This is a genomic window from Sphaerobacter sp., from assembly GCF_019683595.1.
In the GTDB taxonomy this organism is placed as follows: Bacteria; Chloroflexota; Chloroflexia; order Thermomicrobiales; family Thermomicrobiaceae; genus Sphaerobacter.
Genome location: NZ_JADGHZ010000050.1, coordinates 1 through 20,887, shown reverse-complemented (window position 1 = coordinate 20,887; position 20,887 = coordinate 1). Strand labels below are relative to the sequence as shown.

Below are 20,887 nucleotides of genomic sequence, written 5' to 3'. Positions count from 1 at the left end.
CGTATAATCCGCCGAAGGTGCGGGCCGGTTGAGGGGGAGGGGCCCGCGCGCTCGTGACCAGTGATAGGTTGGCGACCGTTGGATCTCTCCGATGTGTTGTCGGTCATGCGGGCCGATGTGGCTCGGGTAGAAGACCGGCTCCGTGAGGAAGTACGCGTTGATTTCCCTTTCGTCGGCGAGATCCTTCAGGGTCTGATCGAAGCTGGCGGGAAGCGCCTGCGCCCGCTGCTCCTTCTGCTCGCCGCACGTCCGTTCAACTACGTCTTTGAGCGGCTCCTCCCGGCCGCGGTCGGCGTGGAGTTGCTCCACACTGCCTCGCTGATCCACGACGACACCGTCGATAAGGCAATGCTCCGGCGTGGGCGGCCGACGCTCAACTCGCTCTTCAACACCGAGACGGTCATCCTGCTCGGCGACTATGTTTTCGCGCGGTCGGCCATGATGGCAGCAGCCACTCAGAACCCGCGCGTCGTACAGGTCTTCGCCTCCAGCCTGGCCCACATCTGCGACGGGCAGCTCCGCGAGATCTTCACCGCCCGCGAGCTCCAGCAGAGCATCGACGACTACCGCAAGCGGATCTTCGGCAAGACCGCCTCACTCTTCGCCGGCTCGGCCGAGATGGGCGCCATCCTGGGCGAGGCCAACGACGAGCAGATCGACGCGCTGCGCCGCTTCGGCGGGCATCTCGGCATGGCCTTCCAGATCGTCGACGATGTGCTCGACCTGCGCGAGTCAACCGACCAGATCGGCAAGCCGGCTGGGCTCGACCTGCGGCAGGGCACCATCACTCTGCCGACCATGCTCTTCTTCCAGCTCAACCGGGGCAACGGGCGCCACGCCGAACTCGTCCGGCGCGTGGTCGGCGGCCACGACGCGACCGACGAGGACTACGCCACTGCCACTGCGGTAATCCGCGAGTCCGGGGCGCTGGAGCATGCCCTGGAGATCGCCGCGGAGTATGTCCGCAACGCCAAGGAAGAACTCCGCGTCATCCCAGCCGGCGAAGGGCGCGACATGCTCGAAGTCCTGGCGGACCACTCCCTCTCCCGGACGAGCTAGCCCCGCGCCGCTCAGGCCGCGATGAAGCTCCGCTCGTACATTCGGCTGTAGAGCCGTTCCCAGAAGGGCGAGTGGGGCACGACCTCTTCGTACGCCTCCGCCAGCGCGTCCGCGCGGTACGGCGTCAGCAGGATCGTCGACAGCCGCTGGTCATAGCGCCGGGCGACCGTCTCGTCGAGGAAGACCACCTCGTGGCGGTGCGCCGGCCGCATCCCGCTGACGATCAGGAGGTCAGCGGCGACCATCCGCACCATGGCGTCCCGCGACACGCGGGTCGCGATGTCGAATTCCTGCTTCGCCTTCCCTTCGAGTTGACCCTCCTGCGGGCGCAGGCTCTCCAGCTCGACCGCGACCATGTAGGCGTTCAGCGAGAAATCGCGCCAGGGCACGAAGTAGACCGTGGCCATCGGCATGTAGTCGCGCAGCCGGTTCGCGATGAAGGAAGCGATACGCGCGCCGCGCGCGCCGGTCGCGTTGAAGATGAACCAGCCATGCCCGGCCCGCAGGTGCTGGTCCAGGCTGTCAAAGTACTGGCTCAGCCGGTTCAAGAGATCCAGGTCCTGCAGAGGAATCCGCTCCTGCAACCCAAGCTCGTCTACCACTGGCGTACCCTCCTGCACGCCTGCTCGACCGAAAACGCGACCCTGAATGGCTGCCGAGACCGCGGGAGTCCCCGATCCGCCCCACGCCCCGGCCGATGCTCTATCAACCCGGCGTGCCGTCCAGCCCTAGCGTCGAACGGAAGAGCACGCCGAACCTGGCAACGTCCACCCCGAGGGCGACGGCGTGGCGCGGCAGTCCCGGCCGGTCAACGAGTAACGTCTCACCGGCGCGCTCCCCGAGGCCTGTCACGACCATGACGCCCGACTCCCGAACCTCGACCAGCTCCGGAAACGCTGCCACCGCGACCGCCAGCGGGTCGTGGAGGTGGAAGCGCTCGATGCCCCGGACGGCAAAGCTGTGGACGCACACCTCGCGCACGAGCCGCGCCGCCGGGTCGCTCGCCGCCTCGAGCGCGTCCCACTCCGCCCGCTCCAGCACCACCTGATGAGTCACGTCCAGGCCGATGAACGTGATCGGCAGGCCGCTTCGGGCGACGAGATCGCCGGCCTCCGGATCTGCATAGATATTAAACTCCGCAGCCGGCGTCGAGTTTCCCGGGACGGTGTACGCACCGCCCATGATGACCACCCGCCGCACCAGCCGCGGCAGATCCGGCTCCAGGCCGAGCGCCACCGCCAGATTCGTCAGCGGCCCGACGCAGACGAACGTCACTTCCCCTGGGCGCTCCCGCGCGGTGCGGACCATGAACGCAGGCGCCGGCTCCAGGTAGGGGTCAGCCGGAGAGGGCGGCGGCTCAAAGCCGCCGAGGCCGTTCTCGCCGTGGAACGCGGCGGCTGTGCGGAGCGGACGCACCAGCGGCCGGCTCATCCCCCGGGCGACGGGGATGTCGGCCGCCCCGAGCCAAGCCAGCACGCGACGGGTGTTCTCCGTCGTCCGCTCCAGCTCCACGTTGCCGGCCACGGTCGTGACGCCCAGCAGGTCGAAGACGCCCAGCCGCAAGGCCAGCGCGATCGCGATGGCGTCGTCGACTCCGGTGTCGACGTCGAGTACGAGCGGAATGCGCCCTGGGGTGCTCATCGCGCCACCTGCCGCGCCGCCTTAGCCGCCAGCCAGGCCGCCACCGGGGGCGTCTCCGTCAACGGCGACTCAGACACGATGTCGACGAAGGCCGGCTGCCCGGAGTCCAGCGCCCGCGCGATGGCCGGTTCGACATCTTCCGGATCGACCACCTGCTCCGCGCGGAAGCCGAAGCCCCGCGCGATCGCCGCGTAGTCCACCGGATTGAAGTCGACCGACAGGAAGCGGTCGTCGTGGTACAGGTGCTGCAGCTCCTTGATCCAGCCGAACGAGCCGTTATTGAACTGGATCAGCGTGATCGGGAGCCCGAGGCGGGAGATCGTCTCCAGCTCGCCGCACGACATGCCGAAACTCCCATCGCCGCACAACCCGACCACGCGCTTCCCGGCCGCGGCGAAGTAGGCCCCGACCACCGCCGGGATGGCGAAGCCCAGCCCGCCGTGCGCGCGCGGGACGACCGTCCAGCGTCCGGACTGCGCCAGGAGGTACTCGGCACTCAGGAACGGCGTCGGCGTCCCGGGATCGGCCACGATCACCGTCTCCGGGTCGAGCAGGCGGCGCAACGCGGCGAACACCCGCTGCGGCTTGATGGGACGGGACGTTGCCGCCGCCTTGACCGCCGCGTCGGCGAAATACGCATCCTTGCGCGCGGCGATCTCGTCCAGCCACGCGCGGCGCTCGGCGATCTTCGGGTCCTTCAGGTCAACCGCGTCGCGCAGGTCGCGCAGCGCCAGCTTCGCGTCCGCAACGATCCCGAGCACCGTCGGGTAGTTGTTGCCCGGCTGCCAGGGGTCGACGTCGATGTGGATCACCTTCGGCCCGCCGGGGCGCGGGAGCGTCCAGTTCAACGTCGTGACCGAATCGGTGCGGGTGCCGATGAAAATCGCGAGGTCCGCCTCGGCCAGGATCTCGTTGGCGTAGGGCCGCGCGCCGTTCCCGCCGACCACGCCCAGGCTGATCGGGCTCGTCTCGGGCACGCTCCCCTTGCCGTTGATCGAGGTGCCCACCGGAATGTTGCAGGCCTCGGCCAAAGCCGTCAGCTCGTCCCACGCGCCCGAGATGCGCACCCCACCCCCGGCCACGATCACCGGCCGGCGTGCCTGGGCGATCAGGTCCGCGGCACGCGTGATCGCCTCAGGGTCGGGCCGTGTCCGCTGGCTAGGCACCTCCAGCGCCTCCGGCAGGCCATAGACGGTCTCCTCGTCGACCGGCCCGCGCAGCACGTCGGCCGGCATCACCACCGACACCGCGCCCGGCCGGCCCGACGTCGCCATGCGGAGCGCCCGGCGCAGCACCTCCGGCGCGCTGCTCGAGGTCTTGATGCGCGTCGCCCACTTGGTCACCGGGCGGAAGAGCGACTCCTGATCCAGCTCGGTCAGGACGCCTCGCCCCTCCTCGGCGATCGGCACGTCGGTGGTCAGGCTCAGGAGCGGATAGGAGGATCCGTGCGCCTCGGCGATGCCGGGGAGCACATAGGTCGCACCGCCACCGCTCGGGCTCTCGACCACCCCGAGGCGGCCGCTGACACGTGCGTAGGCGTCGGCCATGAAGGCAGCAGAGCGCTCGTCGCGGGTCAGCACGTGGGTCAGTACGTCCCGGTGCCGATACAGCGCGTCGTAGAAGTCCATGCTGGTATCGCCCGGGAGGCCGAAGATGTGGCGCACACCTGTCTCCACCAGCATTCGAACGATGGCTTCCGCCGCGTTCATGGTGCCCTCCTCGCGTTTCCGCGCCCGCTCAGGGGTGGACCCCCAGTTCCATTCGGGATGGTTCGTAAGTACGGACTATAGCACCATCGCGCGCCTGAGACAGCGCCTGACGGCCCTTTGCTATACTGCCGCGCATGGGGAAGGGACTTCGCGCCACCCGGCGCGTTGCCGCACTGCTGCTCACGACCACGTTGACGATCTGCGCCGCACTCGCCCCGGCAGCCGGCCCGCCGGCACGCGCGGCTGAGCTTCCCTACCGCCTCGAGCCCGCCATGACCTCGGCGATCGGCGCCGACCAGCGCGGCCTCGTCGCCGATGGATCACTCATCGTCTGGCAGGACAGCCGCGACGGCACGCCCGACATCTTCGCCTACGACCTCGACGACGCGCGGGAGTTCCGCGTGGCCCAGGCCCCGGGCTACCGGACCCAGCCGGCCATCAGTGGCTCGCTGATCATCTGGGTTGCCGGGGAGGAACCCGGCCGGCGCACCATCGAGGGCATCGACCTGACCACCCGCACCACCATCACGGTCACCGACCAGCCGGCCGAGGTGGCAGACCCGGCCGTATCCGGCAACGTCGTCGTCTGGCGTGAGCGACGCGGCGGCTCCTGGGACATCGTCGGGAAGAACCTCGCCACCGGGGAGCGATTCGAGGTCACCCGTGACCCGGTGAACCAGGCCCACCCGACCGTCTCCGGCGCGGCCATCGTCTGGCAGGCGTACGTCGACGGGAACTGGGACCTGTACCGCTTTGAACTCGGCAGCCGCCGCGTGGAGCAACTGACCGACACTCCGGATGATGAGGTTGAGCCGGTGGTGGCAGGGAGCCGCGTCCTCTTCCGCCGCATGCCGGCCCGCGGCGGCCCGCCCTCCCTCGTCGTCCGCGATCTGGGCAGTGGGGCGGAACAGGTCATCGTCTCCGACCACATGGTGATGCAGGGAACCATGGCTGGCGACCTCGTGGCCTGGGAGGACTGGCGCACCGGCCTGCCCGACATCTACGCCTACGACATCGCCCACGACCAGACCTTCGCCGTGGCGCGCTCGCAACAGGCGTACGCACCGGCCGTCTCGTCGCGCGCGATCGCCTGGTTCAGTCGCAGCGATATGCGCCGCAGCCGGGTACAGGCGCTCGCGCTGGTCGAGCGGCTTCCCACCGATCCCCGCGATCCGCCCGCCGTCCCCTCGCCCGACAACATGTATGTCTCGGAGACGAAACACTTTATGTCATCCGGGTTCAAGAGCTACTGGCAGGCGCACGGCGGCCCGGCGCTCTTCGGCTACCCCCTCACCGAAGAGTTCACCGAGGTTAACCCCACAACGGGCCAGGAGCGCATCGTCCAGTACTTCGAGCGGGTGAAGATGGAGTACGACCCCAACGCGCCCGAAGATTCCCGCATCGCCCTGGCCCGCCTCGGCGCGGACCTGACGGCCGACCGCGACTTCCCGGCCGTCCCGCCTACGGAGAACAGCGGCGATCGTCGCTACTTCCCCGAGACGGGCCACACCATCGCCTACGGCTTCAAAGAGTTCTGGGAGAAACACGGCGGGCTTGCGATCTTCGGGTTCCCCATCAGCGAGGAGTTCACGGAGAACGGACGCACCGTGCAGTACTTCGAGCGCGCCCGGTTCGAGTTCAACCCCGACGCCACCTCCGAGGACGACAAGGTGATGCTCGGCCTGCTCGGCCGGGAAGCCCTCCAGCGCCTCGGCTGGCTCCCGCGCCCACCCATCGACACCACCGGCCTGTTGGAGTAGGCACGCGCAGACTGCGCGCACAGTCGGTGGAGCACAGCGGTCAGCGTATCAGTCCGCCTGATCCCAAGGGCGAGTAATCCCTTTCTTCCGTGTCATCCTTCGCTGCGCCACGTCCGCACCCACATGGAGCACAACCAGCCCATCCCGCACGGAATTCGGCCGCGACTCGGACTGAACTGATCACCCCATCGCCGGCATGGACCAAAGCATCAACAGCGCGAATACCAGGAGGAGCAAGCCGATCAGGGCGCCGGGGACGAGATCGGCCCCTGGCGGGAGACGGCCTCCGGCGCGGCGCGCGCACGCCAGCCACACCATCCCGATCAACAGCAGGAAGATGCCGACGATCACCGCGTCGGCGATGAGCCAGCCGCTGCCATCCATGGTGGACATGCTCACTCGGTTCCTGGCGCACCCACGGAGCCGTGGTGCTCACGGGTGGAGCAGGTTGGGACATCATCACGACCGCATGCCACGGGCCGTGAGCGCGTATCCCTCGCGTATCCCTACAGAGTTGTCATTCGGGAAGGAGTGCCAGGTAGAGGTCGTTGACGTTCGTTCCGGTACCGCCGGTCTGGACCAGCCCGCCGGCGGCGGCCAGCGCGCGGGCACTGTCGTTGGCGGCGAGGAGCGCGGCAGGATCGAGCCCGGCGCCGCGGATGCGTGCGGCAGTGGTGCCGTCGACCATCCCGCCCGCCGCGCCGGACAGTCCATCATCGCCATCCGTGGCGAGGCTGGCGATCACCACGCCGGGCAGCCCGTCGATGGCCATGGCCGCCGCGAGCGCCATCTCGGTATTGCGCCCACCCCGCCCGTTGCCGCGGACCGTCACCGTCATCTCGCCGGCACCGATCAAGCAGGCAGGTGGCTTCAGGAGGCCATCCCCGGCGCGTGCGTGGCGGGCCAGCTCTGCCCAGAAGCGCGCGAACTCACGAGCCTCGCCGGCGAACCGGGTGCCGAGCACCGCGGCGTGGTAGCCCTGGTTACGCGCCCCCTCGGCCGCGGCCTCCGCCGCAGTGGCGGCGTCGGCCAGGATGATCGTCTCGATGACATTGTCCCCGCTCCCGCCGCTCTGCCCCCGAGCGTCGGTCAACGCGCGACGGACCGGCTCGGGCAGGTTATCCCAGGTGCCGAGCCCGCGCGCGAGGGCAACCGCGTCCAGCCCCGGATCAGCCGGGATGGTCGGCCCGCTCGCGATCACGGGCAGGGGATTGCCCAGTACGTCCGACACGATCAGGTTAACCACCCGCGCCGGGGCGATGGCCGCGGCCAGGCCGCCCCCTTTGATGCGGCTCAGGGGTCGGCGCACGGCGTTGAGGGTCTCGATGTCCGCGCCCGCCCGGAGCAGGAGATCCGTCGTGCGCGCGATGTCCTCGAGGGTCACCCCCTCGGCGGGTGCTTCGACCAGCGCCGATCCGCCTCCAGAGATGAGTGCCAGCACGAGGTCGCCCGGCCCCAACCCGGCCACCGTCTCCAGCACCCGGCGCCCGGCCGCCACGCTCGCCGCATCCGGCACCGGGTGGCTGCCGGTCACCACCGCGATCGGGCCGACGGCCGGCGGCAGTTCTTCGCCGGGGAGCGCCTTCGTCACGGCGATCCCGCGGTCGATTCGCGCGCCGAGCGCCGCCGCGGCGCCCCGCGCCATCCCGACCGACGCCTTCCCGATCGCCACGACGATCAGCCGGGCATCAGGAGCCAGGGGGTACGGGGTGCCCCGGACGACGACGGTATCCCCGTCGAGAGCCAGGGCGTCCCGCACCAGCGCCTCCGGGTCGACCCGGCGCAGCGCCGTGCGGAAGATGGCCAGGGCATCCGCCCGCGCGCGCTCCAGGTCCATCGCTATCCCTCGGCTCGCAGGCGATCGAGTACCTCCCGCAGGTCGGCGGGAAGCGCCGTCTCGACCTCGATGGGCCGGCCGCTCTCGGGCAGGCTGAACTTCAGGTAGCTCGCGTGGAGGAACTGGCGGGCGACGGGGATGCGGAACGGGCGCTTGCCGTACGTCTGATCGCCGACGATCGGGTGGCCGATGAAGAGCATATGCACCCGGATCTGGTGCGTCCGCCCCGTCTCGATCTGCACGTTGAGGAGGGTGGCGTCGCGGAAGCGCTCCAGCACGCGGAAGTGCGTCACGGCCGGGCGGCCGTTAGGCACGACCGCCATCCGCTTGCGGTTGCGCGGGTCGCGGCTGATCGGCGCGTCGATGGTGCCTTCGTTCTCGCGGATCACGCCGTGGACGAGGGCGATGTAGCGCTTGACGACATCGCGTTGCTGCCACTGCTGGACAAGATACCGTCGTGCCTCCTCGTTCTTCGCCACGACGATGAGGCCCGAGGTGTCCTTGTCCAGGCGGTGCACGATCCCCGGACGCTTCCCGCCCATCAGGAGCGGGACGTCCGGTCGCAGCGCCTTCACGACGTTGACGAGCGTGCCGTGCTCGTGCCCCGGCGCCGGGTGGGTCACCAAACCCGCCGGCTTGTCAAAGATGATGACGTCGTCATCCTCATAGATGACGGGCACCGGGATGTACTCGGGTGTCAGATCGTCCGGCTCGGGCACCGGCGGGAGGAGAATCTCGATGGTGTCGCCCTCGTGGATGCGGCGCGCCGGCCGGGCGGGCTCTCCGTTGACGTACACGTCCCCGGCCTTGACCAGTGACTGCGCGTAGCTGCGGCTGATCTCCGCCACCCGGGCGGCAATCAAGCGGTCGAGTCGCTCTCCGTCCTCCTCAGCCGCCACATCCAATACGATCCGGACCGCATCCTCCATCAATGCTTCACCCACGCACGAACCTATCACTCGTCTCACGTCGCGTCGTACCCGGAAGGTCAGGTCCGCAACTCGCCCATCTCGGCGCAGGCAGAACACGCGCTGCACCTGCGCACGCCAGAGGAGGGAAAGGGCTGGCTACGGAGTCAGCCGGACGGGGGCCGGGCGGAGCCGGACCCAGCTTCGTCGCTTCCCGGGGCGCCTACCTGCCGGGCCTCGATCGGCCGCTGCGGCAGGTTCTTCGGCACCGCCGCCAGCTCAGCCCGCAGCAGATAGATGCCGAGCAAGATGACGCCGATGGTGATGGCACTGTCCGCGACGTTGAACGTTGGGAAGTTGGGCACGTCGATGAAGTCGACGACGTACCCGAAGCGGAGCCGGTCGATGATGTTTCCAATGGCTCCGCCGAACTGGAGGCCGAACGCCACGGAGAGCCACGGGCTCTCGCGGATCATCTGCCAGAAGGCGACCGCCAGCAGCAGGACAACACCGAGCGCCAGCAGGACCAGGATCTGCCCGGCGCCCTGGAAGGCCCCGAAGGCTACACCGGTATTCCGCACGTAGAGGAAGCGGAGCACCCGTGGGACGACCCAGATGACGTCCCGATCGGCGTCCGGCCCGACTGCCGCCACGATCGCTGCCTTGGTCACCTGATCGAGCGCGATGATGATCCCTGCGACCGCGGCAGTAACGAACAGGCCCCAACGCCCGTGGGCCGGTTCAGCCTCACCCGTCATCGCCACCCGCCTCCCTGGCGTCGGTCCATGGCCGCCTGGCAGTCGATGCAGTAGCGCGCGAAGGGCAAGGCCTCCAGCCGATCAGGCGGGATCGGGCGCTTGCAGTTCTCACAATAGCCGTACTCGCCCCGGTCCATCTTCGCAATCGCCTGCTCGATGAGCGCCTTGCGGTCGGCCAGGCGGTCCCGCACCGACAGGAGGCGCTCCTGCTCATAGACGACGTCCGCCTGGTCCCCGATGTGGTTGTCGACGCCGTACGATGCGTCCTGCTCGCTGGCGCCGAATGACCGGACCTGTTCGTCAATCTCGGAGATTTCGGCCGTGGTCTCCATCAGCGCCTGCTGGAGACGTGCCCTCATGGCCTCGAGTTGCTCGTCGGTCATCACCATGTCGCGCACCACCCTCCCTCAACGCGGCAACGCCCTCGGAAGCGGTGGCACCGCTGCCTGGTGCGCCGCAATTGTAGCACAGGCCGTTTTGGCGGGCGGGACGCGGTCCCGTCCGCTGGCACCGCCCCCTCGCCCAGGCTAAGATACTCGGGCTGTGAGCATGTCCGGTGCCACAGCGACGCGAGGGGAGCCGTGGGGTCAAGAGCACTCAAGCTGGTCATTGCAGGTGGCGGGACCGGCGGGCACGTCCAGCCCGCGATCGCCACGCTCGACGTGCTGCGCCGCCGGCTCCCGCTTGAGCCGCTCTGGATCGGCTCCACCGGCGGCATCGAGGCCGACGCCGCGCGCCGGGCGGGCATCCCCTTCCAGGCGATCCCGACGGGCAAGCTTCGCCGCTACCTGTCGCTCCGCACCGCGATCGATGCCGTGCGCGTGCCGCTCGGGGTGCTCGCGGCGCTGCGCATCTTGCGGCGCGTCCGGCCCGACGTGGTCTTCGCCACCGGCGGCTTCGTCAGCGTGCCCACCGTCGTCGCCGCGCGCCTGCTCGGCATCCCCAGCCTCAGCCACGAGCAGACAGCGATCGTGGGCCTGGCGAACCGGATCAACGCCCGCTTCTGCACCGTGCTCGCGCTGACCTACGACAGCAGTGCCGCCATGGTCGCGGGCAGCCGCGCCCGCACCATGGTTACCGGCAACCCGATCCGTCCCAGCCTCCTCTCAGGAGATCCGGAGACCGTCCGCGACGCGTTCGGCCTCGACCCGAACGCGCCGCTGATCTACGTCACCGGCGGCGCCCTCGGCGCCCAGGCGATCAACACGGCCGTCCGCGAGGCGCTCCCCGACCTCCTGCCCCTGACCCAGGTGCTGCACCAATGCGGCCCGGCGGAAGCCAACGGCGACTACCCGCGGCTGCTCGCGGCACGAGCCGCACTCCCGCAGGACCTCCAAGCCCGCCATGTGGTGGTCGAACGGGTCGGCGATGAGCTACCGGCGATCTACGCCGCGGCGACCGTGGTCGTCAGTCGCGCCGGGGCCGGGACGGTCGCCGAGCTTGCGACGCTGGGGAAGCCGGCCATCCTCATTCCCCTGCCCGGAGCGGGCGGTGACGAGCAGACCCGCAATGCTCGCGTCCTGGCGGACGACGGGGCGGCGATCCTTCTCCCACAGTCAGAGCTGACGCCGGAGCGGCTCGTCGCTGAGGTGCGGAGCCTCCTCGACGACCCAGCGCGACGCGTGCGCATGAGCGAACGGGCCCGCGCCCATGGGCATGCCGATGCAGCGGAGCGCCTCGCCGACGCCATCCTGAGCCTTGCCGGTCACCCTGTCCCGGTGTCCTCCCGGGCCTGAGCACCCGCCGCGTCGCGTAACGATGCGCTCCCGTGGGCTTCGCCAGGCCCGCGAGCACGCGCTACGCCCCGCCCACCGGACCGTGCACCAGCGCCATCTCGATCGCCTCGGCGGCGCTCGCGGCCGGGATCACCTCGATGCCCGACACCTTGGGCAACTGCCTTCGGCCACCCGGCGCCGGGATCACCGCCCGCGCGAACCCCAGCTTGGACGCCTCGTTCAGCCGACGCTCGATCTGGTTCACGCTCCGCAGCTCCCCGGACAGCCCGACCTCGCCGATCACCACCGTGTTGGGATCGACCGGGCGCTCCCGGTAGCTCGACGCGATCGCCGTGACCACGGCAAGGTCGGCGGCAGGCTCGGCGATGCGCAGCCCGCCCACGATGTTGACGTAGATGTCCTGGCTGCCGAGCCCCAGGCCGACCCGCTTGCTCAGCACGGCCACCAGCATCTGCAAGCGGTTGTTGTCGAAGCCGTTGGCCGTGCGGCGCGGCAGGCCGAACGCGCTGCTGCTCGTCAGCGCCTGAACCTCGACCAGGATCGGCCGCGTTCCCTCGAGCGTGACGCCGACCGCCGAGCCGTGCGTATCCGGGGAACGCTCCTGGAGGAACGCCTCGGATGGATTCGCCACCTCCTGCATGCCGTCGCCGGTCATGGCGAAGACGCCCACCTCGTCGGTCGACCCGAAGCGGTTCTTCACCGCCCGCAACACCCGGTACTGGTGGTAGCGCTCGCCCTCCAGGTAGAGCACCGCGTCGACCATGTGCTCCAGCACGCGCGGCCCGGCGATCGCACCCTCCTTGGTGACGTGGCCAACGATGAAGACCGGAAGGTGCCGTGGCTTGGCGTACTGCATCAGGCGAGCGGTGCACTCCCGCACCTGGCTGACGCTGCCCGCAGCGGACGTCAGCTCCTCCAGGTACACGGTTTGGATCGAGTCGACGATGAGCAGGCCCGGCTTCACCGGGTCGACGGCGTCGAGCGCTGCCTCCAGGTTCGTCTCGGAGAGGAGGTAGAGGTCATCGGCGGTGATCCCGAGCCGGTCCGCCCGCAACTTGATCTGCTGCGCCGATTCCTCGGCCGAGACATACACCACGGGCCCGGCGGACGGCGCCAGCAGCCCGGCCACCTGAAGGAGCAGCGTGCTCTTCCCGACACCCGGATCACCACCGAGGAGCACGAGCGAGCCGGGGACGAGTCCGCCACCGAGAACCCGGTTGAACTCCCCGATCGGGACGACCTTGCGGCGCTCCTCGGCGCTGGTCACCTCGGACAGCCGCGCCGGCCGGGTGGCGGGCGCGCCGCGCTCTCGCCGCTCCCGCGCCGGGCCGCGCGATTCGACTGTCTCGACCAGGCTCCCCCATGCGCCACACTGCGGGCAGCGCCCGTAGTAGGCCGGGGTTTCCATCCCGCAGTTCTGACAGACGAACTTCGTCCGCGTCTTGCTCATCGCTCGTACTCCAGCGCCACAGCGAACATACGTTCGTATTGTATCAGGCCGGACGGGCCTGCGGTTAAGTGAGAGAGCCACCAGGGGATCCCCTGGTGGCTCGCGTCGTTCGCGTCGTCGGATCTGCCGCTACGAGACCGAGACGAGCTCGTCGGCCCGCTCCAGGACGAGCAGGTCGTCGCGGACATCGACCACGACGGTGCTGCCCTCCGGGAAGCGGTTCTCGAGCAGACCCTCGGCCAGCGGATCCTCGATCAGGTTCTGGATGATCCGTCGCAGCGGGCGTGCACCGAACTGCCGGTCGTAGCCACGCTCGCCCAGCAGCCGCATCGCCGCCTCGGTGACCTCCAGCTTGATGTCCTTCTCCTTAAGCTGCGTGCGCAGGCGCTGCAGCTCCAGCTCCACGATCTGGTGGATCTGCTCCGGCGTCAGCGGGTGGAACACGATCACCCCGTCGATCCGGTTCAGGAACTCCGGCCGGAAGGTCTGCTTGAGCTGCCCCAGCACCTTGTCCTTCATGGCCTGGTATTCGTGCTGGAAGCGCTCCTCGGGGTTCGAGGCAACCGCGAAGCCGAGCGTGCCCTCCCGCTGGATCATCTCGGCGCCGATGTTCGACGTCATGATGATGATCGTGTTGCGGAAGTCGACCCGCCGCCCCTTGGCGTCGGTCAGGTTCCCGTCCTCCAGAATCTGGAGGAGCATGTTGAACGCCTCGGGGTGAGCCTTCTCGATCTCATCGAGCAGGATCACCGAGTAGCTCTTGCGGCGGACCGCCTCGGTCAACTGCCCGCCCTCTTCGTAGCCGATGTACCCCGGCGGCGCGCCGACCAGCCGCGACACGTTGTGCCGCTCCATGAACTCGCTCATGTCGATCTTGATCAGCGCGTCCTCGCTGCCGAACATGAACTCCGCCAGCGCGCGGGCGAGCAGCGTCTTCCCGACGCCCGTCGGGCCGAGGAAGATGAAGCTCCCGATCGGTCGCCGCGGGTCCTTCAGGCCCGCTCGCGCCCGCCGCACCGCCTTGGCCATGGTCGAGATGGCCTCTTCCTGGCCCACGATGCGCTCGTGCAGCGCCTCCTCCATATGGAGCAGCCGCTCGGTCTCCTCGGTGGCGAGCCGCATCAGCGGGATACCGGTCCACATCGAGACGACCTGGGCGATGTCCTCCTCGGTCACCTGCGGCTCGTCGCTCTCCTGCTCTTCCTTCCAGTGCATCTCGAGGTCGGCGATCCGGCCCTGCAGCTTCCGCTCCCGGTCGCGCAGGTCGGCCGCCAGCTCGAACTCCTGCCCGCTCACGGCCGCGTCCAGCTCTCGCCGGAGCGACTCCAGCCCGCGCTTCGCCTCCTTCAGGCTCGGCGGCGATGCCGAGCGGTACATCCGCACCCGGGACGCGGCTTCATCGACCAGGTCGATCGCCTTGTCCGGCAGGAAGCGATCTGGGACGTAGCGCGAGGCCAGCACCGCGGCCGAGCGCAGCGCCTCGTCGGTGATCTTGAGCTTGTGGTGCTCCTCGTACCGCTCGCGGATGCCGCGGAGGATCTCGATCGTCTCCTCGACGGTCGGCTCCTCGACCTGCACCGGCTGGAAGCGGCGCTCGAGCGCGGCGTCCCGCTCGATGTACTTGCGGTACTCGTCGAGCGTGGTGGCACCGATCGTCTGCAACTCGCCGCGCGACAGGGCCGGCTTCAGGATGTTGGCGGCGTCCACCGCCCCCTCGGCAGCCCCGGCGCCCACGAGCGTGTGCAGCTCGTCGATGAACAGGATCGCGCCGGTCTCCTTGACCTCGGAAACGATCTTCTTCAGGCGCTCCTCGAACTCACCGCGGTACTTCGTCCCGGCAACCAGCGCGCCGATGTCCAAAGCCACCAGGCGCTTGTTCTGCAGCGGCTCGGGCACATCGCCCGAGACGATCCGCTGGGCCAGCCCCTCGACGATGGCCGTCTTGCCGACGCCCGGCTCGCCGATCAGGGCCGGGTTGTTCTTGGTCCGCCGGGACAGAATCTGCATGACCCGCTCGATCTCGGCCTGACGACCGATCACCGGGTCCAGCTTCCCCTGACGCGCGGCCTCGGTCAGATCAAAACCGAGCGCGTCCATGTATGGTGTCTTCGTCGCTTGTGCCTTCTGCTGATAACCGCTGCTCTGGCTGACGACCTGCAGGACCTGCTGGCGCACCTTCTCCAGGTTGACGCCCAGGCTCTCCAGGACGCCCGCGGCGATGCCCTCGCCCTCGCGGACGAGGCCGAGCAGCAGGTGCTCGGTGCCGATGTAGTGATGGTTGAGCCGGCGGGCCTCATCGACAGCCAGCTCGATGACCTTCTTGGCGCGCGGCGTCAAGCCGATCTCGCCAACGATCATCGAGTCGCCCCGCCCGATGATGAACTCGACCGCGCTGCGCACCTTGGGCAACTGCACGCCCATGTTGCTCAGCACGCGGGCCGCCACACCGTCGCCTTCGCGCACCAGACCGAGGAGCAGATGCTCGGTGCCGATGTAGTTGTGGTTGAAGCGATGCGCCTCCTCCTGCGCCAACGTCAGCACCTTGCGCGCTCGCTCGGTGAACTTGTCGAACTTGTCAGGCATCGTACTCTCCCACGGCCTTCGGCCTGTGCGACCCAGCACTAAGGTCTAACTTGCCGGGACGGTCAGCAATGGAACCTATGGAAACAGGGAGCCCCCGAACGCATATAGCGTGCCTGGGGGCTTCCCGGTCACCGGCACGCACCGCTCCTATCCGCGATGTGTACCGGTTCGATTCGTGATGTGCAGTGCTGGCAGGGGATCGGGCTACGAACCCGACTCCTCCTCGCCATCCTCGGCCCGCGGGGTTTCCTCCGTGCTCTCTGCGCTCATTACGACCGCGTCGGCTGGCTCTGTTGCTTGTTCGCCCTCGGGCTCGGATTCTGACTCGTCGGCCTCGGCCTCGATTTCGATCTCGCGAGCCATCAGCTCGTGCTTCAACTCCACGGCTTCCGGCCCCAGCGAGGCCGCGACCTCGTCGTCGGTTGCTTCTAGGGCCCGGCGTAGGCTTAGCCCCATTCGCCGCCGGGCGGGATCGATGCGAATGATACGCAAGATCAGGTCCTGACCCTCCGAGACGACCTGCCTCGGGTGCCCGATCCTCTGCTCCGAAAGCTCGGACACGTGGATCAGGCCCTCGATCCCGTCTTCGATCCTCGCAAAGGCACCGAAGTTCGCGAGCTGCGTCACCGTGCCGAGCACAAGCTGGCCGACTTCGTACTTCATGGCCACCCGGCTCCACGGCTCCGGCTGCGTGCGCTTGATGCTCAGCGCAATCTTCTTCTCCTCGGCGTTGATGCCGAGCACGTAGACATCGACTTCCTCGCCGACCTTCAGTACCTCGCTCGGGTGCTTCACCCGGCTCCAGGACAGCTCGGACAGATGGACGAGCCCGTCGGCCCCGCCGATATCGACGAAGGCCCCGAAGTCCGTAATGCTCGCCACCCGACCGCGGCGCGTCTCGCCCTCGGTGAGCTCCTCGATGAGGCGCTCCTTCATGACGTCGCGCCGCTCCTGAATCGCCTGCCGCTCCGACAGAATCAGCCGGTTGCGATGGCGATTGATCTCGATGATCTTGAGCGACAGCTTCGAGCCGATCAGCCGCGCCATGTCGGCCTGCTTGCTGCTGTCATCGCCGCCGCGGATCTCGGTCACCTGGGATGCGGGAACGAAACCGCGGACGCCATCCAGGTTGACCAGCAATCCACCCTTGTTGTAGTTCGTGACCTCGGCTTCGATGATCTCGCCAGCTTCGTAGATCTCCTGCAGGCGCCGCCAACTCTTCTCCTGGCGCGCCCGGTCGATGGAGAGAACCGCCTGGCCCTCTTGGTTCTCCGCCTGCACCACGAACACAAGGACTCGGTCCCCCACGGACAGCGCGGCCCGCTCTTCGTCGGTCAGGGTCGAAAACTCCCGAGCCGGGATGATGCCCTCCGACTTGGAGCCGATGTCGACCAGCAGCTCGTCCCGGTCGACATGCATGATCTGTCCCTCGATCACGTCACCGTAGTTCAGCACACGGTAATCGTGACTGGGGTCGCTAAGCAACTGCTCCATGAGCGACACCGACTCGCCGGCCTCCGCATCCGCAACAACCGCGGGCGCGGTCGCCGGCTCCGCGCTCATGCCTTCTTCGATCCGATCCATATACCTTCCTTGTGTCGCAGATTTGCCAGCCCAACCAGAGGGGTTCGGTTCTCCACCTGATTTGGTCCGGCACGACGCTAGCCATCATTATAGTATGCGGCCATACCCGGCGCAAGGAGACGACCGCCTGGCTGTCACAGATCGGAGCGCGTCATTTCGCGGCGAGCGAGTTGGTAACCGCGTCGAGCGCGGCCAGCGTTCGCTCGATCTCCGGCTCATGGACCCAGCCCATGTGCCCGATGCGGATGATCCGGTCCTTGATCGGCCCCTGTCCATCCGCGATCTCGATCCCGTACTCCTGCCGCATACGCGCGACCACGTCCTTCACCGCCACCCCCTCCGGCGGCTCCGCAGCGGTCACCGTGTCGGACGCGTACGCCGGGTCGGCGAAGAGCCGGTACCCGATCTCCTGCGCGCCGCGCCGCGTCAATTCTCCCAGGCGCCGGTGGCGCGCATAGACCGCCTCCAGCCCTTCGGCTTCGATCAGGTCGCAGGCCGCCTTGAGCGCGTACAGCAGCGTCAGCGGCGCGGTCGTCGGGGTGTTCCCCTCCGCCGCGGCCCGTCGCGCGTCCCCAAAATCCCAGAAGAAGCGCGGGAACGTCGCCCGCTCGTAGTGCTCCCACACGCGGGGTCCCACCGCGATGATGACCAGGCCCGGCGGGCACATCCATGCCTTCTGCGAGCCGCTCAGGACCAGGTCGACTCCCCAAGCATCCATTTCCAGCGGCAGGCCTGCCACCGCGCTGACCCCATCCACCAGCAGCAGCGCCCCGTGCGCGCGGACCACCGCCGCGACCTCAGGCAACGGGTTCGCGACCCCGGTCGAGGTCTCGTTGTAGGTGTAGAGCACCGCCCGCGCCTCGGGGTGTCGCTCCAGCGCGGCCCGCACGACGTCCGCCGTCGCCGCCTGGCCCCACGGGATCTCGACCCGCTCCACTCGCAGCCCGAACCGCTCGGCGACGCGGGCAAAGCGCACACCGAAGTCGCCGGTGATGACGGCCAGGACCGTATCGCCCGGCGAGAGCGTGTTGACGATGGCCGCCTCCCACCCGGCCGAGCCGCTGCCCGGCAGGATGATGACGTCGCCCTCAGTCTGGTGCACCCGGCGCACCTGCTCCAGCAGGCCCCGAAAGAACGCCCGGAACTCCGCGCCCCGGTGTGGGATCATCGCCCGCTGCATCGCCCGCAGCACGGCCGGCGGCAGCGGCGTCGGCCCCGGGATCCGCAGGTTTGTCGCGTCCACCCACGCCCTCCTCATCCACGAGCGGCTCACGCGCCTGAGCCGGCCCCCAAATGGTAGCGGATTCGCGCAGATCCGGCGGGCCCCGGCGTGCGAGCAGGGATTGCGACCTCGTCACGAAGGCCCCGATCTTGCAGCGGAGAATGTCCTCGCATGAAGCAGGCGAACCAACGGGGGGAGCACCGGCATCCTCTACATCGCACACCCCGCCCCACTCGGTGATCCTCTCTCCGAACGCCCGGGCCTGACCGCCCGCGCGAAGGCCGTGCGATGAACCCCGCTGCGACGAGCCCCGACGCCTCCCAGCGCGGATGCCCCGCAGCACGCGATGCCCCTCGGGGCAATGCGGATCACCGGAGCAGAGGCTGACGCGAACGGCACCGCGCTTCGCGACAACGGAGGTGATGAACCATGTCCGGCCAGATAGATCGTCGCGAATTCCCCGAGGGATTCAGGTGGGGCGTCGCCACGTCGGCGTACCAGATCGAGGGCGCCTGGGACGAGGACGGGAAGGGCCGCTCGATCTGGGACACCTATGCGCACACGCCCGGCAAGATCCGCGACGGGTCCACCGGTGACGTCGCCAACGACCATTACCACCGGTGCAAAGAGGACGTGGCGCTGATGAAGGACCTGGGGGCGAACGCGTACCGGTTCTCCATCTGCTGGCCACGGATCTTTCCGGAAGGCACCGGATCGCCCAACCCGAAGGGCCTCGACTTCTACAACCGGCTGGTGGACGAGTTGCTCGCCGCCGGCATCGAGCCGTTCCCCACGCTCTACCACTGGGATCTGCCGCAGGCGCTGCAGGACAGGGGTGGCTGGCAGAACCGCGACACACCCGTGGCCTTCGCGCACTACGCCGGTTACATGGCCGAGCAACTGAGCGATCGGGTCCGGCACTTCTTCACCACCAACGAGATCCAGAGTTTCGCCGATGGAGGACACCGGGGCGTCGACACGCACGTGGCCGGCGGCGAGGTGCACCTCGAGGCCGCGCCGGGCCTGCGGCTGCCACCCGGAGAACTCAACCAGGTGCGGCACCACGCCGTGCTCGGTCACGGGCTTGCGGTGCAGGCAATTCACGCGATGGGCAAGCCGGGCACGCAATGCGGCCCCGCGGAGGTAATCAGCATCGCGGTGCCTTTGATCGAGAGCGAGGAAAACATCGAGGCCGCGGAGATCGCCACGCGCGAGCTGAACGCGCCCTTCCTCACCGTCATGCTCGGAGGGCGGTACACGGACGCGTACCTGGAGAAAGCCGGCAAGGACGCACCGAAGTTCACGCCGGAGGATCTCGCGACGATCTCCGAGCCGGTCGACTTCGTCGGGATCAACGTATACAAGCCCAACATCTACCTGCTAGCCTCCGACACGGCGCCCGGGTACCGGGCGATACCCTACAGCGCGTCCCACCCGAGGATGTTTTCCGAGTGGCACATGTTGGGTCCCGAGGCGCTCTATTGGGGACCGAAGATGGTCCAGTCGCTCTGGGGCGCACCGGCGATCTACATCACCGAGAACGGCTGCGCGGCTGCCGATAGCCTGGCAGCGGACGGGAACGTCTACGACACCGACCGGATCATGTTCCTCCGCAACAGCCTCACGCAGCTCCAGCGAGCCACGGCCGAGGGCGTGCCCGTCAAGGGCTACTTCCTGTGGAGCATGATGGACAACTTCGAGTGGATGAACGGCTACGGCGACCGCTTTGGGCTGGTATACGTGGACTTCCAGACGCAGCAGCGGACCCCGAAGATGAGCGCGTCGTTCTTCCGTGAAGTCAGCAGGCGCAACGCCGTGGCGTGAGCACAAGGGTCGCACTGACCGTCGGGCAGCAGGCCACCAGTGGCTGGAGGCGAACGAACAAACAATGACCACCAACGAGGAGACGATGATCCACCAACCCGATCCAAGCGACGCCGTGCCGTCGCCATCCGGGGTGAGCCACGCGCCCGTATCGCGGGCCATCTACGGCCTGATAACCGTGCTGGCCGTGCTACAGGTTCTGGAGATCGAGACCCCGTCGGCGTGGCACGCCACCGTCGCCCTGTTCGGCACCACCGTCGCCGTCGCCCTGCTGGATGCCTACTCCGAGTCAATCGCCGAGATGCTCGCCGAGCGGCACTGGCTCTCCTGGCACGACCTGCGAGCGATCGGGCGCGACGTCGCCCCCGTGCTCATCGGGGCCCAAGGGCCGACGCTCATCCTGCTCCTATCGGCCCTCGGCTTGCTGTCGGTGGGGCTGGCGATCTCCCTGGCCCAGGTCGTTGCCTTCGCGCTCCTGTTCGGCTTCGGCTGGCGGGTCGGGCAGCTCCTCCACGAACACTGGCTGCGCCAACTCGCCAGCGCTCTCTTCCTCGTCGCCATCGGCGGTCTCGTACTCGGAATCAAGGTGGTCTTTCACTAGGGCCTACCGACTGCCAGCCAATCACTCGTCGCACCGTAGCATGGCTCGCGCGGTGCGGACAGACGGGGTAATGGCGTTTGACGAAAGACCGTGGTACACCGGAGCTGTCCCCATCGCCCGGTCGCTGTCATCCTCAGCGGAGCCGGGGGGGGCGCGCGCGCCCGCCGGCGGCGGGCCTGTCTCTTTTAAAAAAAAAACAGCCCCCCCCACACAGA

At 68.5% G+C, this 20,887-nt stretch carries 17 protein-coding genes; 5 read left to right on the top strand and 12 right to left on the bottom strand.

Features of this window, described 5'->3' with window-relative positions; all coding sequences use genetic code 11:
* Positions 1-78 precede the first annotated feature (78 nt).
* Positions 79-1,059: a polyprenyl synthetase family protein gene (locus IRZ30_RS07570; RefSeq protein ID WP_294084285.1), complete on the top strand. Its 981-nt coding sequence runs from the start codon at positions 79-81 to the stop codon at positions 1,057-1,059.
* An 11-nt stretch (positions 1,060-1,070) separates the two neighbouring features.
* Here IRZ30_RS07570 and IRZ30_RS07565 read toward each other — a convergent pair whose 3' ends face one another.
* The 3 genes from IRZ30_RS07565 to IRZ30_RS07555 form a co-directional block, all read right to left on the bottom strand.
* On the bottom strand, positions 1,071-1,661 hold the full coding sequence (locus tag IRZ30_RS07565) for a hypothetical protein (protein WP_294084284.1): 591 nt from the start codon (positions 1,659-1,661) through the stop codon (positions 1,071-1,073).
* 103 nt (positions 1,662-1,764) lie between these two features.
* Entirely contained in the window at positions 1,765-2,700 is a 936-nt protein-coding gene (locus IRZ30_RS07560) for a nucleoside hydrolase (protein ID WP_294084283.1), read from the bottom strand.
* The gene (locus tag IRZ30_RS07555; protein ID WP_294084282.1) at positions 2,697-4,409 is read right to left on the bottom strand and encodes a thiamine pyrophosphate-binding protein; all 1,713 of its coding nucleotides are present in this window, start codon (positions 4,407-4,409) and stop codon (positions 2,697-2,699) included. Before IRZ30_RS07555 ends, IRZ30_RS07560 begins: the two co-directional genes overlap by 4 nt.
* Positions 4,410-4,543: 134 nt before the next feature.
* Here IRZ30_RS07555 and IRZ30_RS07550 point away from each other — a divergent pair, with 134 nt between their 5' ends.
* Positions 4,544-6,169, top strand: a complete 1,626-nt coding sequence (locus tag IRZ30_RS07550; protein ID WP_294084281.1) for a hypothetical protein — start codon at positions 4,544-4,546, stop codon at positions 6,167-6,169.
* A 180-nt stretch (positions 6,170-6,349) separates the two neighbouring features.
* Here the strand turns inward: IRZ30_RS07550 and IRZ30_RS07545 are convergent, their stop codons facing one another.
* From IRZ30_RS07545 to IRZ30_RS07525, 5 genes are all read right to left on the bottom strand, one after another.
* Positions 6,350-6,562, bottom strand: coding sequence for a hypothetical protein (locus tag IRZ30_RS07545; protein WP_294084280.1), 213 nt, complete (start codon positions 6,560-6,562; stop codon positions 6,350-6,352).
* 124 nt (positions 6,563-6,686) lie between these two features.
* Positions 6,687-8,006: a DUF4147 domain-containing protein gene (locus IRZ30_RS07540; RefSeq protein WP_294084279.1), complete on the bottom strand. Its 1,320-nt coding sequence runs from the start codon at positions 8,004-8,006 to the stop codon at positions 6,687-6,689.
* Positions 8,007-8,008: 2 nt separating this feature from the next.
* Complete coding sequence (locus IRZ30_RS07535; protein WP_366945325.1) at positions 8,009-8,935, bottom strand: RluA family pseudouridine synthase; 927 nt, start codon at positions 8,933-8,935, stop codon at positions 8,009-8,011.
* Between the two features lie 146 nt (positions 8,936-9,081).
* Positions 9,082-9,672 (bottom strand): signal peptidase II, encoded by a 591-nt coding sequence (lspA, locus tag IRZ30_RS07530; protein WP_294084277.1) that lies wholly within the window; start codon positions 9,670-9,672, stop codon positions 9,082-9,084.
* The gene (locus IRZ30_RS07525) at positions 9,669-10,061 is read right to left on the bottom strand and encodes a TraR/DksA C4-type zinc finger protein (RefSeq protein ID WP_294084286.1); all 393 of its coding nucleotides are present in this window, start codon (positions 10,059-10,061) and stop codon (positions 9,669-9,671) included. Before IRZ30_RS07525 ends, lspA begins: the two co-directional genes overlap by 4 nt.
* Positions 10,062-10,253: 192 nt before the next feature.
* On the opposite strand from IRZ30_RS07525, the gene murG reads away from it, so the two are divergent.
* Positions 10,254-11,408: an undecaprenyldiphospho-muramoylpentapeptide beta-N-acetylglucosaminyltransferase gene (murG, locus tag IRZ30_RS07520; protein ID WP_294084276.1), complete on the top strand. Its 1,155-nt coding sequence runs from the start codon at positions 10,254-10,256 to the stop codon at positions 11,406-11,408.
* A 61-nt stretch (positions 11,409-11,469) separates the two neighbouring features.
* Here murG and radA read toward each other — a convergent pair whose 3' ends face one another.
* From radA to IRZ30_RS07500, 4 genes are all read right to left on the bottom strand, one after another.
* A complete protein-coding gene (gene radA / locus IRZ30_RS07515; RefSeq protein ID WP_294084275.1) occupies positions 11,470-12,858 on the bottom strand; it encodes a DNA repair protein RadA in 1,389 nt (462 codons plus the stop codon).
* Between the two features lie 129 nt (positions 12,859-12,987).
* On the bottom strand, positions 12,988-15,441 hold the full coding sequence (locus tag IRZ30_RS07510) for an ATP-dependent Clp protease ATP-binding subunit (protein ID WP_294084274.1): 2,454 nt from the start codon (positions 15,439-15,441) through the stop codon (positions 12,988-12,990).
* A 204-nt stretch (positions 15,442-15,645) separates the two neighbouring features.
* A complete protein-coding gene (gene rpsA, locus IRZ30_RS07505; protein ID WP_294084273.1) occupies positions 15,646-17,025 on the bottom strand; it encodes a 30S ribosomal protein S1 in 1,380 nt (459 codons plus the stop codon).
* Positions 17,026-17,176: 151 nt separating this feature from the next.
* Positions 17,177-18,268, bottom strand: a complete 1,092-nt coding sequence (locus IRZ30_RS07500) for an alanine--glyoxylate aminotransferase family protein (RefSeq protein ID WP_294084272.1) — start codon at positions 18,266-18,268, stop codon at positions 17,177-17,179.
* 408 nt (positions 18,269-18,676) lie between these two features.
* Here IRZ30_RS07500 and IRZ30_RS07495 point away from each other — a divergent pair, with 408 nt between their 5' ends.
* Positions 18,677-20,071 (top strand): GH1 family beta-glucosidase, encoded by a 1,395-nt coding sequence (locus tag IRZ30_RS07495; protein WP_294084271.1) that lies wholly within the window; start codon positions 18,677-18,679, stop codon positions 20,069-20,071.
* Between the two features lie 64 nt (positions 20,072-20,135).
* Entirely contained in the window at positions 20,136-20,672 is a 537-nt protein-coding gene (locus IRZ30_RS07490; protein WP_294084270.1) for a hypothetical protein, read from the top strand.
* Positions 20,673-20,887 lie beyond the last annotated feature (215 nt).